Genomic DNA, 12,060 nt, shown 5'->3' on the forward strand with positions numbered 1-12,060 from the left:
GAACAGTACCGCCCACCTGCGAAAACACCCCATCTCCGGTGCGGGGCGTGAGCGACAAACTGAGTGACTAAGACTCTTCCCTGACGAAGGAAGCCGCAGCCTGCCTGAGCTCCGCCGATGCGGGCGAGATCTCCGCCAAGGCCGGTAAGGAGTCAGCGGAAGCGGCGCGTCAATCCGCAGTCGCGGCGGAACGCTCGGCGAAGGCGGCCGAGGACTCCGCCGCGGAGGCGGCCAAGCTAGCCCGGCTTGAGGTGGCCCGCTGGCACCAGGACATGGGGCCGGTCCACCCGGGCGAGATCACCCTGAAGGTGAAGACGAGTTCCGTGGCCACGAGCCAGCGCGAGTTTCTCGCCGCAAGCATGCCCACCCCGCGCGGCTATCGGGTGGTCGGGGATGCGGTCCTGCGGAACGGGTCGACCGTGAGGCTGGGTATCGGCCTCTACGAGGGTGGCCCCGCAGAGTTGAGCTTCTACGTCCAGGACGCGACCAGAGGCCAGCTGCCAGAGACGAAGTCGCTCGTTCTGCGCTTCTGGCCGCCCCTGCCGGGCGACGAGCCCAGCCCGTGGGAGTGTCCGTGTGGTCGGCCAACCGGGGAGACCGTGGACGGGGAGGGACATTGGACACTGCGCATCCCGGTGATCCCTCCGTCCGGCCTGGTCGCCGTACAGCGCGCATTCATGGAACTTGACCGGCAGGCCCGAAAGGCGGGCGAAAACTGGTGCCGCCGATGTACCTCCGGGAAGCTCCCGAGGGAGTGGAGAACGTGATCTCCGCGATGCTGAAGCACCACCGGGGAGCTGCCGAGGAAAAACTGGAGGAGTCGCTCTCCGCGATGCGGAATGCCCACCCGGATACGCTGGACGCGATCATGCAATCTCCGTCTGGGAGCCAGCCGTCGGTGAATGACTCGGCCACAGGGACGCGCTGAAACCAAATCCGAGATGTCAATATTGTGAGAAGCGCGCCTCATTCACTCACGCCCTGGATGACGTGGACCGATATCGTCGAGCAGTTGGAACAAATCAACCTCGTTTGACGCCGTGATTATTGGCTTATCTACTTGGGAAAAGGGTCAGTCGTAGCGCAAGGCGTGAGGTATCCATTCGGGCCTGTGATTGATCAGGCGGTTCGGGGTGGCATCCAGGGTTCTCCGGCTAGCGCGTCGAGGGGGCCCGTTCTGGCTCGGGCCGTTGTCATGGGTTGGATGACCTGTGAAGGATGGATCTCGTGGATCGTGTCGACCAGATTGACCGGGTGGAACGGCTGTTGGATCTCGATGTCGATCGCGTTGCGGTCGCAGCGACCCTCGCCGGAGTCTGGAAACGGGCGCATCCAGCAGCACGCCCATCAGGTCGGCGGCCTCCACGCACAGGCGGGGAGCTTGAGCGAGCGCCGCGACTTCACGGTCTTGGTGTCGCCCTTCGCCCGAACCGAGCGCCAGACGTAGATCGCGGACTCCCCCATGCTCCCAGCGGGTGGCGTGGGGCTGCTGTGGTGGCTGTCGGTTTGTGCCTTGTCGTCGCACCGTTCCGGCGAAGCCTTGAATGAGTGCGAATCTATTAGTAAACTTTACTTTAAATTTCTCGCGGACCCGCAGGTAGAAGGAGCCTCATGAGAAGACATGCTCTTCGACCGGTGGTCATCGCCCTCGCCCTGACCGCCATCGGCGGCATCGCCGCCTCCCCCGGCAACGCTGGCACCGCCGTACCGGCCGCCGCGCAGTCCGTGGCCCTCGGCCGCACCACCCTGGGTGGCGCCGACCCCAGCGTCATCCGGGTCGGCAACCTCTACGTCGCGGCCAAGTCGGTGAACGGCGGCATCGCCGTACGGACGGCGACCACTCTCGAGGGCATCGCCGGCGCGCCCCGGCGCCAGGTGTGGACGGACACCGGCAACCTCGGTGAGGTGTGGGCGCCCGAGATCGTGCACCACAACGGCCGCTACCGCATCTACTTCGCGGCGGGCCGCAGCGCCGCCCACCGGATGTACCACATCAGCTCCGCCACCGCCGACTCCGGCTATTCCGCTGCGACGGAGGTCGCCCTGCCCGGCGACAAGTGGGCCATCGACGGCGTGCCGTTCACCTTCAACGGCCAGCGCTGGTTCGTGTGGTCCGGCTGGTCGGGCGACACCAACGTCGAGCAGAACCTCTACATCGCCCGGATGAGCAGCCCGACCACGACCACCGGCGGCCGTTACATCATCTCCCAGCCGCGGGAGCCGTGGGAGCGGGTCGTCGGCAACCCGTTCATCAACGAGGCCCCCGAGCCGATCCTCGACCCGAACGGGCAGTTGCACATCGTGTACTCCGCAAACGGCAGTTGGAGCAGCAAGTACTGCCTCGCCGATCTGCGGCTGCGCTCCGGTGGCGACCCGACGAACGTGTGGGACTGGTACAAGAGCAACGGTTGCCTGTTCGGCTCGTACGCGGAGCACATGATGGCGGGCTGGACCCCGACGCTGCACGTGGACGGCCCGGGCCACCACACGTTCGTGCTGGAGCGCGGGGACATCGCCACCAGCCCGCCGTCCGGCAACCGGTTCCCGACCATGTACCACGCTGTTGCCAAGGGCACGCCGTACGCGTGGTCCAACCGGTACTGGTACACCGGCACAGCCGTCTGGTGGAGCAAGACCACCTACCGGCGAGCGAACGTGCCCGGCGCCAACACCGACATCGGGTACAGCCTCAAGTTCTTCGAATAACGCACCCGCGACACCTGATCCGCCGTCCTTGGCGTGGGCAGTGCCGCGCTCGGTTCGATGATGTGGCGGGACCTCGACCTGGCAGTGGTATGCCGGACGCTGGATACGGGGCAAGTCGCAGACAGACCACCACTATCGGCGTACCTCATGCTCTCGACATAGACCGCTCACCATCGACCCTCACGCCGACACGCCGCATGTGGTCAACCAGACCGCAGACCCGAGCTACTCAACCTGGGCGTCGGGTGTGGAATGCCGAAGAAACCATTCCCAACGGACAGGCCTGGCACCTTGAGTTGCTTGACCCAGTCGTTGGCGGCCCCTGCGGCGGGCTGCACCCACTCCCCCACCCTTGACGATCTCCACGGTGGCCAGCGTAACGGCAGGTCGATCTCCCGGTTTGGCTGGACAGACCCCTGCTGGCAAATGTCAGCCCCGTCCCCCGGGGCGTCGGCAGTGGTATCGCGATGCCAGGTCGGGGCGGCGGGTCGCGGCGCGTGGGATGTTCATGGTAGGTACGGCCGGGTGGTGAGCCAAGGTGGTCCCGTTTGAGGTGATTGTGTTCTTCCGTGTGCTGATCGCCTGGGCGATTTCGGCGTTCAGGCGGGCCCGACGTAGGGACGACATGCCTTCCGTCAGAGTTTCCTGGACTACGGTGTGGGCGAAGGCGAAGTGCCCAGGGGATCGTTCGGCGATGAGGGCGGCGGTCATGGCGGGTTCCAGGCGGTCGAGTGCCGTGCCGAGGGACAGGCCCGCGACCCGGGCGACCAGTGCCAGGTCGAACTCCCCGCCGGTCGTCGCGGCGAGGCGCAGCAGGTCGGCCGTGGGCCGGGGCAGGCGGCTGATCCGGCTGAGCACCACGTCGCGGACGCCTGGCGGGACCGCGCGGGCGGAGCCGATGGCCCGGTGGTCGATGAGTTCCGTGGCGAAGAAGGGGTTGCCGCCGGTGCGGTCGTGCAGAGATCGTAGATCGTCTTTTGGTGTGTCGGCGGGGACCAGTTGGGCCAGTTCGGGGAGGGTGAGGCCGGTCAGTGGGAGCCGCAGGGCCCGGCGCCGTGCCAATGCCTCGAAGGTGTCGGTGAGCGCTCGGGCGGGTGTCGTACAGTCGCGTGCCGTGCCGACGATCGCCACGCGGCCGTCGGTGAAGGTCTGCGCCAAGTGGCTCAGCAGGCGCAGTGAGGAGGGGTCGGCCCAGTGCAGGTCGTCCAGGACCACCAGCACGGGACGCTCGCTCGCGGTGGCGGTGAGCAGCCGCGCGGTGCTCTCGTACATGCGGAATTCCGTCTCCTCCGGATCGGCCTGCGCGGGCAGGGGCGGCGTGGCGCGGATGAGCTGGCGCAGCAGGTGCGTCCAGGCCCAGAAGTCGGGCGTCCTCGCGGTCGCCGGGCAGCGCGCGATCGCCACCTCGTGGCCGCGCTTACGCGCCCGGGCCGCCATCTCCTCGGCGAGACGGGTCTTGCCGATCCCCGGCTCCCCGGTGATCAGGGCGAACCCCGGCTGCCCCGCCGACACCTCGTCCAACAGGTGATCCAGCGCGGCGAGTTCCGCACGGCGGCCCGCCATCACGCGTCCGCTCGCGCCCTCCCGCGTGGGGGCGGGGCGAGTGCGGTCCGGTCGCAGATGGGGCGCCTGGCGGAGGATGTCGCGTTCCAGGTCGCGTAGCTCGTCGCAGGGGTCGATGCCGAGCTCATCGGTCAGGATCCGGCGTGCCGTGCGCAGCGCGTCCAGGGCCTCGCTCTGCCGCCCGCACCGGTACAGCGCCAGCGCCCGCAGCGCCCAGAGCCGCTCTCGTAGCGGATGCTCGTGCGTCAACGCCTCCAGTTCCCCCACCACCTCGTGATGGCGGTTCTGGCCGATGACGGCCGACACCCGCAGCTCGCGGACCCGCTCCCTGGCCTCCGTGAGGTGAGCCAGGGCCGCAGTGAGGTACTCCTGTCCGGCCAGGTCGGCGTACGGCTCGCCCCGCCAGAGCCGCAGGGCCCGGGTCGCGGCCCGTTCCACCGCGGCGGGGTCAGCGGCCTGCTCGGCCTCGGCGACCAGGTCGAGGAACTGCGTGACGTCCAGGTGTTGCGGGTCGACGGCGAGCCGATACCCGGCCGGGCCGAACGTCAGCAAGCGGCTCCGGGCGCGTGGGCGGCGTCCGGGCTCCAGCGCCCGGCGCAGGTTGGACACATACACCTGAAGCGCTGCGAGCGCTTCGGCGGGCGGGGCGTCGCCCCAGATCCTGTCGATCAAGATTTCCGCTGGTACCGGCCACCCCTCGGCGAGCACCAGGATGCTCAGCAGCATCCGCTGCTTGTGCGTACCGAGCGCGCGGGGAGGGCCGTCGTCACCGACGACCTCCAGCGGGCCCAGCACGCGGATGTCCACGGCCCCGCCCTCCCGTCCGCTCACGCGGTTCGGGCCGGCTGGAGCGGGAAGGGCCGCGGCCGTCGCGGCCGCCGGCACGAGATCAGTCACGAGGACCTCCAGTTCCACGAATCCGCGAATCTCACCTGCGCAGGAGCTTGACCAGGCGGAACCCGGCGAGCACGCCCATGACCAGATGGCCCGCGACGAGCGCGACCTGGAACACTCTCTGGGCGGCGGTGAGGTCGGCGGCGTAGCCGCCGTCGAAGAAGCCGGACACGAAAGCCAGGATTCCGGCGATCATCAGCAGGACGGCGGCCGGAGCGGCGAAGGCGCGGCGCCGCCGGCTCACGGCGAAGGCGAGGATCACCTGAGCGATCATCATCGGGATCGGCGCCGACAGCCGCGCCTGCGGTCCGAGGGCGTCCAGGAAGGTGGGGCTGAGCCCGGCCGACAGCGATATCAGCGCGCCCGTCACGTCCATGACGAGCAGGATGCCGATGGTGACGACAACGGCGCGGGCGAAGGGACGCGCGGCGGACACGGGGGTGGCCGACGGTGTCAGGGAAGGGGAGGGTATCGACGACATGGGTTCTCCTCGAAGTGTGGTCGGATTCCGGCGCAGGACGGCCGTGTGCGGACACGACGGTTCAATGCGCGGGCCGTCTCGGCGGTGGGCTCCTCGATCTTCCAAGGCGGGACGATCGGGCGTCGTGAGGCGCCGGTCCCGACGTCAACGGGACATTTCGTCCCGTGACGTCGGGACTCGCCGGATGGCACCATCGTCTTCGTGACGGACAGAACGACCTGGCGCGTGGTCGTCCCGGTGAGCGTGCTGGTGCTCTTGGTGGCGATGACGCTCGCCGTCGAGCCCCGGCTGAGCCATATCGGCGTGACGGGGATAGTGGAGCGTTTCGACGCCTTCCGATGCGTGGCGGGGCTGGCGTTCGGCGTGCCCGGCGTGCTCGTGGTGGCGCAGCGGCCGGCGAGCCGGGTCGGGTGGCTCATGGTCGTCATCGGTGCAGCCCAGGCGGGGGGCGTCGCCCTCGGAGCGTACGGCCTGCTGGGTATCAACGACGGCGGGCTGCCCGGCGACGACTGGGCGATGTGGGTGTCGAACTGGATCTGGGTGCCGGCCTATCTCGCGGTGCCGACCGTCCTGTTGCTCATCTTTCCTGATGGGCGGCTGCCCTCGCCTCGATGGCGGCCGGCGTTGGCGGCCGCCATCGCCGGGATCGCGGTGAACGAGCTCGACTGGATTTTCCAGCCGGTGACCCTGATGGGCGAGGTCGGCCGGATGTATCCCCCGGACTACCAGGGAGTCTTCGCGGACTTGACCGGAGTCCCCCAGGCGGTCCGTACGGCCGGGACCGTGTGCTCGCTCATCGCCGCGGTGGCGGCCCTCGCCTCGCTGGTGGTGCGCTACCGGCGAGCCGATGAGCAGATGCGCCGCCGGTTGCAGTGGATCGTGGCCGGGGCCCTGCTGACGGTGAGCATGCTCGGCCTGGCCCTGATGGTCCCCTGGGGGGCGCCGATCGTCGCCCTGGCCTGTGTGCCGCTGTCGGCCGGGGTGGCCGTGGCCGTGGTGGCCTACCGCCTGTGGGATCTCGACCTGCTGCTGTCGCGCGCGCTGGCCTTCGGCGCCGTGAGCGTGCTGCTGCTGGCGGGCTACGCGCTGATCGCCTTCACGCTGGGCGGCGTCCTGGGAGCCGGGGCGGCGGCGGTCCTGGTGGCGCTCGCGGTGCATCCGCTGTACCTGCGGGCCGGCGCGGCCGCCAACCGCCTGGTCTACGGCGACCGGGACGACCCGGCCAGGGCGCTGCGCCGGCTGGCGGCGCGGCTGTCGGATGCCGGCGCCCCTGAAGACCCGCTGGAGCGGATGGCCGCCGAGATCGGCCGCGTCCTGCGGATGCCGTACGTGGCGGTCGAGGAGCACGGAGCGGTCGTGGCCTCCTGGGGCGCCCGCGGCGAGGTCGCTGAGCGCGTCCCGCTGCACCACCAGAGCCACGACGTCGGCACGCTGGTGGTCGGCGAGCGGCTGCGCCCCAAGGACCGGGCGTTGCTGGCGGAACTGGCCCCGCATCTAGCGGTGGCTGTCCACGCCCACCGCCTCGGTGCCGACTTGGAACGCTCACACGCCCGGCTGCTGGCCGCCCGGCAGGAGGAGCGCGACCGGCTGCGGTACGAGTTGCACGACGGGGTGGGCCCCACCCTCGCCGCCGTCGCCCTGCAGATGGATCGCGGGCGGCGCCTGGTGGACACCGACCCCGGAAAGGCCAAGGAGATCATGGACGACCTGTCAGCCCGGATCCGGGCCACTGTCGGCAACGTCCGGGCCATCGTCAATGACCTGCGACCGCCCCCTCTGGATGACCTCGGGCTCGCGGGCGCGCTCGCCGAGTTGGGCAAGGGGTTCGCCGGCCACCTGGCCGTCGAGGTGGAGGCCGACCTTCCGGCCCTGCCCGCGCCGATCGAGCTGGCCACCTACCGGATCGCCGCCGAAGCCCTGACCAACGCCGCACGCCACGCCAAGGCCTCCCGCTGCACCGTCCACGTGCGTGCCCGCGACACCCTGGAGCTGCACATCGACGACGACGGAGTGGGACTCTCCTCCCTCGGATCCGCCCCGGGGCAGGGGATCGGCCTGACGTCCATGCGCCGCAGGTCCGAGGAACTGGGCGGCACCTTCGAACTACGCAGCGGCGATGGGACGGGCACTCACCTGATCGTCCGGCTTCCCCTGGCGTCCTCATGATCCGCATCATCGTGGTCGAGGACCACCCGATCTTCGCCGACGGACTCCTGGGGCTGTTCCGCGACCTGCCCGAGGTGGAGGTCGTCGGCGTCGCCGGCACCGCCGAGACCGCCATCGAACTGGTCGAGCAGAATGCCCCGGATGTGGTCCTGATGGACCTGCACTTGCCCGGGATGAGCGGCGTGGAGGCGACCGCCCGCATCAGGGCCCGCCATCCCGCCGTGGCCGTGCTCGCCCTGACCATGCTGTCGGACGACGAGACCATCGTCGCGGCCGTCCGGGCCGGTGCCCGCGGCTACCTCCTCAAGGAGGCGCCACCGGCCGAGATCATCCGATCGCTCCAGGCGGTGGCGGCCGGCCAGGTCGTCTTCGGCTCCTCCGCCGGCAGCCGGGTGCTGGCCGCCCTGGCCACCGAGACCGTACGTCCCCGCCCCCTGCCCGAGTTGACCGACCGCGAACGGGAGGTGCTCGACCTGGTCGCCGCCGGACTCACCAATCACGCCATCGCACAGCGCCTGTTCCTCAGCGAGAAGACGATCCGCAACCACGTGTCGAACATCTTCGCCAAACTCGGCGTCTCCGGCCGCGCGGAGGCCGTCGCCCGCGCCCGCGACGCCGACCTCGGCGTCTGAGCCCTCGCTGGTGGCCGATTCTCCGTGCTGGGCGCACGGGACGTTTTCGCAGGCTTCGCTTCTTGTGGAGCCGGGTCTCAGGGGCGGAACGCCTTGAGCGTGAGGTCCACGAGGGCGTCGGCGTACTCGGGCGTGAGCGGTCCGGAGCGGTTCAGCCAGCGCTGGTAAAGGGGAGCGTAGAGCAGTTCGAGCACCAGGTCGAGGTCGGCGTCCGCCGCGATCTGGCCCGCCCGCTGCGCGCTGCGCAGCCGTACCTTCTTGGCCTCGTCAACAGGACCGGCCAGCTTGTCGCGGTACTGGACGGCGAGGTCGGGATCGTTGATGATCTCCGCGTTGAGCGCCCGGATCGGCGCCTCGAAGTCCGGATCGGCGAACTCGGTGACGGTGGCCCGCATGACGACTTTGAGATCGGCCTCGATGTCGCCCGTGTCGGGGAGCGCTATCCCTTCCCCCTGGCCCGACTCGCTGAGCGCCAGGAAGGAGTCGAAGACCACGGCTGCCTTGGACCGCCACCACCGGTAGATGGTCTGCTTGCCCGCGCCCGCCCGTGCGGCGATGGCCTCGATCGAGACGTTGGCGTACCCCACCTCGGAGATCAGCTCGCGGGTGGCCTCGAAGATCGCCTGCCGGGACCGTTCGCTGCGGCGGGCGGGGTTCGGCTTCTTGGCGATGGACATGCCCGTGAGGATAGCAGAATGCCGAGACGAGACGGTCCGTCTTGACATGGCGGAGAGCGTGCTTGCAAGATTGGGGCCACAGCGAGACGAGACGTAACGTCTCGCCTTGATCATCAAGGAGATGAAGTCCTGTGCGAGTGTGGTTCATCACCGGCGCGTCCCGGGGCCTGGGCAGGGCATTCGCCGAGGCCGCGCTGGCTGCCGGAGACCGTGTCGTGGCCGCCGCCCGCAATATCGATCCGCTCGCGGATCTGGCCGAGGAGTATCCGGGCAGCCTCGTACGGCTACCGCTGGACGTCTCGGACCGCCAGGCCGTACGGGAGGGGGTGGACCGGGCGGCGGCGGCCTTCGGCAGGCTCGACATCGTGGTCAACAACGCCGGCGGACTGCTGTTCGGCATGCTGGAGGAGGCCACTGAGGAGCAGATCCGGGCCCACTTCGACGTCAACCTCTTCGGCGCGATCTGGGTCGCCCAGGCTGTCGTCCCGTACCTGCGGGCGCAGGGTTCCGGGCACATCCTCCAGGTCACCTCGATGGGCTCCGGGGGCGGTTTCGCCTCCGTCGGGTTCTACGGGGCGGGCAAGTCAGCGCTCGACTCGGCCAGCCAGGCGCTGGCGATGGAGGTTGAGCCCTTCGGCATCAAGGTCACCATTGTGCAGATGGGCGGCTACAACACCGGGCTGTTCACGGCGGGCACCACGACGACGCAGCCTCATCCGGCCTACGAGCCCTTGCGGGTCAAGCTGGCCGAGATGTGGGGCGAAGACGCCGGCCCCGACCCGAGTACGGCCGCTCCCGTCATCATGGACTTGGTCGACCTGCCGAAGCCGCCGCTGCGGCTGATCGTCGGCAGCCACTCCTACGACCTCGTCCAGCAGATGGACCAGGCCCGCACCGAGGAGTACCGCGCCTGGGAACACCTCAGCCGCAAGGCCCCAGGCTGACCATCGAAGGCGAAGCGGTCCCCGGCTGCAGGAGTCTCCCCAGCCCCACATCGCTTGAGGCGAAGATGACGTTATGACGGTTCCCTCCGGGCCACGCTCTGCCACCGAGATTCGCGACTACCTGATTGGCCAGCTCAACTCGGCTCTTCGCCGTCCCGGGATGTTCGGCGGAGAGACAGCTCTGCGGCTGCTGCTCGACCACCTCGTCTACGCCGAACACCAGGACCAGGCCTGGGAGCAAGAGCGCCAGGCGATGGCGTCTCGAGGTGCCTTCACCTCGACATTGAGCCGCTGGTCGCCTTCTGGGACACCGACCAGCACACTCTCCAGCACGGCGTGAACACGATCCTCGATCAGATCACCAGCGCCACCGCCGTGCAGGCCATCGTCTTCGCCACCAACTCCGCCCGGGCCTTGCCCGAAATCCCCGCTGTCGCGAGAATCCACCTGGGATACCTCGCCTCGGCCCGTAAGCCGCTCCGCATCACCCCTTACCGGGATCTTCCCCGGCCCGGCGTGGTCGTAGGGGACCAGGTCGCCACCGATGGCCTCCTGGCCTGCAGGCTGGGCTATACCTTTCTCCACTACTGCCCGAGCCTGCCCCACATCCCCCGAGGCCCCCGACTCATGCGTCACCTCGGCCGCCCGATCCACGCCGTTTGTTCCGCTCGCCATGAACCGCACTGTCAGCTTGGGAAGTCTTTCAACATCATGCGGTCTGAGCTGCGAAAACGGTGACCTGGGCGTATGCGCGTCGAGTGACCGTGAGTCCCCGTGATTCCCTGCGGTTCGCCGACCTTACGGGCACGTAAGGGGCACGCCGCCAAGGAACTGTCACCCGAGCTTGGTAGGTTCTCGTCGTGCAGGAGGAGACCTTTTGGCAGATCGTTGAGATTTGCCGCAGTGAGGCGGGAGCTGACACTGAGCATGTCGCTCGCCTGCTCCTACGCCGCCTTCGCGCGCTGGACGAGAACGAGATACTTGAGTTCGAAGAGCTATGGTTGCGCGCCCAAGACGAGTTGTATTCCTGGCCAATCCGAGACGCGGCGACCCTGCTGTTTGGCCCATTCGACGATGACACCCCCGGAGGGGCAGCGGGCCGGTGACGGAGGTGCAAGCCCGTCTTCGCGCGTACCTCAGCCAGTCGCCGTTCCGCGATCACCGGTGCCGATGGTCACAGACGGGCTTGATCCGGAGGAACCGGTCTGCTGGGCTATGCCTGGGATGTGGCAGACGGGACGATCACGCCCCTACCTCAACTACCTACGGCTCTCAGGTTTTGCAATCCCGATCATCCCGGAGCCGAGTACCCCCGCCGGAGGCTGGGGTTTAATCGCCCTCGACTACAGCTGGCCCGTAAAGATGCTGGTTGACCGTGAGGTCGTGCTCCAAGATGTGGTCCATGGTCGCCCAGTAGTCCGAGAGCCAGGGGTGTTGAAGCGCCTCCTCGCGGGTCAGTTTCCGCCCGTAGAAGGGTTCATCTGGTGCGACTGCTCCGCCTGTAACCAGGGTGCAGGCGGGACCTGGCGCGTTTTCGACCGGGCCGATTCGGCATCCGAACGTGACGCGGTTGGGACCGGGACGACTGACGGGCTCGTCGGGGGTCCAAGCGTCGTCAATGATCACGTCGATCCACGCTTCGTGGATGCCGTTGTGGTGATAGCAGGAGGCGAAGTAGATCGCGTAGGCCCCGTTGTCGTCGTTGATGAACCCCGTCACGCGGTCGAAGGAGGTATTGCAGCACTCGCAGACGCCTGTCTGGACGTCGCGCTCCGGGTCGATTTCCAGTTTCACGGGTCGAATTATGGCGGTGGTCGGTGCGACTTGGCGGCGGGGTGCCGGTGGTCGGCGCATTGGCTTGGTACGGCGCGGCGGCCGTACCGCGATGCCCCCGCGTGGCGCTCGCGCTTCCGCCCGAGGCGATTGGTCATTGAGCTAGATCATTAGCGCCTGCTAGTGGCACGTTAACGGTACGAGCCCCGTTTTCCCAGGTGGGA

At 68.6% G+C, this 12,060-nt stretch carries 12 protein-coding genes; 7 read left to right on the forward strand and 5 right to left on the reverse strand.

Annotated features, from left to right (window positions below; all coding sequences use genetic code 11):
* Positions 1-169: 169 nt before the first annotated feature.
* Positions 170-361 (reverse strand): hypothetical protein, encoded by a 192-nt coding sequence (locus ABGB08_RS08850; RefSeq protein WP_347588237.1) that lies wholly within the window; start codon positions 359-361, stop codon positions 170-172.
* 1,250 nt (positions 362-1,611) lie between these two features.
* Between ABGB08_RS08850 and ABGB08_RS08855 the strand changes: the two genes are divergently transcribed.
* Complete coding sequence (locus ABGB08_RS08855) at positions 1,612-2,706, forward strand: glycoside hydrolase family 43 protein (protein ID WP_347588239.1); 1,095 nt, start codon at positions 1,612-1,614, stop codon at positions 2,704-2,706.
* Positions 2,707-3,135: 429 nt separating this feature from the next.
* Here ABGB08_RS08855 and ABGB08_RS08860 read toward each other — a convergent pair whose 3' ends face one another.
* Positions 3,136-5,166 (reverse strand): BTAD domain-containing putative transcriptional regulator, encoded by a 2,031-nt coding sequence (locus tag ABGB08_RS08860; RefSeq protein WP_347588241.1) that lies wholly within the window; start codon positions 5,164-5,166, stop codon positions 3,136-3,138.
* Positions 5,167-5,197: 31 nt separating this feature from the next.
* Positions 5,198-5,644, reverse strand: a complete 447-nt coding sequence (locus ABGB08_RS08865) for a hypothetical protein (RefSeq protein ID WP_347588243.1) — start codon at positions 5,642-5,644, stop codon at positions 5,198-5,200.
* 201 nt (positions 5,645-5,845) lie between these two features.
* Here ABGB08_RS08865 and ABGB08_RS08870 point away from each other — a divergent pair, with 201 nt between their 5' ends.
* Positions 5,846-7,810 (forward strand): sensor histidine kinase, encoded by a 1,965-nt coding sequence (locus ABGB08_RS08870; RefSeq protein ID WP_347588245.1) that lies wholly within the window; start codon positions 5,846-5,848, stop codon positions 7,808-7,810.
* Positions 7,807-8,442 carry a response regulator transcription factor gene (locus ABGB08_RS08875; protein ID WP_347588247.1) on the forward strand — a complete coding sequence of 212 codons (636 nt, stop codon included), beginning with the start codon at positions 7,807-7,809 and terminating at the stop codon, positions 8,440-8,442. The genes ABGB08_RS08870 and ABGB08_RS08875 overlap by 4 nt, the downstream gene beginning before the upstream one ends.
* Positions 8,443-8,519: 77 nt before the next feature.
* On the opposite strand, the gene ABGB08_RS08880 is transcribed toward ABGB08_RS08875, so the two are convergent.
* Complete coding sequence (locus ABGB08_RS08880; protein ID WP_347588249.1) at positions 8,520-9,119, reverse strand: TetR/AcrR family transcriptional regulator; 600 nt, start codon at positions 9,117-9,119, stop codon at positions 8,520-8,522.
* Between the two features lie 131 nt (positions 9,120-9,250).
* On the opposite strand from ABGB08_RS08880, the gene ABGB08_RS08885 reads away from it, so the two are divergent.
* The 4 genes from ABGB08_RS08885 (at position 9,251) to ABGB08_RS08900 (ending at position 11,169) form a co-directional block, all read left to right on the forward strand.
* Entirely contained in the window at positions 9,251-10,063 is an 813-nt protein-coding gene (locus tag ABGB08_RS08885) for an SDR family NAD(P)-dependent oxidoreductase (RefSeq protein WP_347588251.1), read from the forward strand.
* A 73-nt stretch (positions 10,064-10,136) separates the two neighbouring features.
* Positions 10,137-10,403, forward strand: coding sequence for a hypothetical protein (locus tag ABGB08_RS08890; RefSeq protein WP_347588253.1), 267 nt, complete (start codon positions 10,137-10,139; stop codon positions 10,401-10,403).
* On the forward strand, positions 10,400-10,801 hold the full coding sequence (locus ABGB08_RS08895; protein ID WP_347588255.1) for a hypothetical protein: 402 nt from the start codon (positions 10,400-10,402) through the stop codon (positions 10,799-10,801). Before ABGB08_RS08890 ends, ABGB08_RS08895 begins: the two co-directional genes overlap by 4 nt.
* A 122-nt stretch (positions 10,802-10,923) precedes the next feature.
* Positions 10,924-11,169, forward strand: a complete 246-nt coding sequence (locus ABGB08_RS08900) for a DUF4240 domain-containing protein (RefSeq protein WP_347588257.1) — start codon at positions 10,924-10,926, stop codon at positions 11,167-11,169.
* 223 nt (positions 11,170-11,392) lie between these two features.
* On the opposite strand, the gene ABGB08_RS08905 is transcribed toward ABGB08_RS08900, so the two are convergent.
* The gene (locus tag ABGB08_RS08905; protein WP_347588259.1) at positions 11,393-11,857 is read right to left on the reverse strand and encodes a hypothetical protein; all 465 of its coding nucleotides are present in this window, start codon (positions 11,855-11,857) and stop codon (positions 11,393-11,395) included.
* Positions 11,858-12,060: the final 203 nt, after the last annotated feature.

The sequence above is a fragment of the Acrocarpospora sp. B8E8 genome (genome assembly GCF_039871605.1).
Lineage (GTDB): Bacteria > Actinomycetota > Actinomycetes > Streptosporangiales > Streptosporangiaceae > Acrocarpospora > Acrocarpospora macrocephala.

What these genes read in the sequence shown, in the direction of transcription:
- ABGB08_RS08880 (WP_347588249.1), bottom strand. Translation starts at nt 9,119, where the DNA reads ATGTCCATCGCCAAGAAGCCGAACCCCGCCCGCCGCAGCGAACGGTCC.
- ABGB08_RS08865 (WP_347588243.1), bottom strand. Translation starts at nt 5,644, where the DNA reads ATGTCGTCGATACCCTCCCCTTCCCTGACACCGTCGGCCACCCCCGTG.
- ABGB08_RS08855 (WP_347588239.1), top strand. Translation starts at nt 1,612, where the DNA reads ATGAGAAGACATGCTCTTCGACCGGTGGTCATCGCCCTCGCCCTGACC.
- ABGB08_RS08850 (WP_347588237.1), bottom strand. Translation starts at nt 361, where the DNA reads ATGCTTGCGGCGAGAAACTCGCGCTGGCTCGTGGCCACGGAACTCGTC.
- ABGB08_RS08875 (WP_347588247.1), top strand. Translation starts at nt 7,807, where the DNA reads ATGATCCGCATCATCGTGGTCGAGGACCACCCGATCTTCGCCGACGGA.
- ABGB08_RS08890 (WP_347588253.1), top strand. Translation starts at nt 10,137, where the DNA reads ATGACGGTTCCCTCCGGGCCACGCTCTGCCACCGAGATTCGCGACTAC.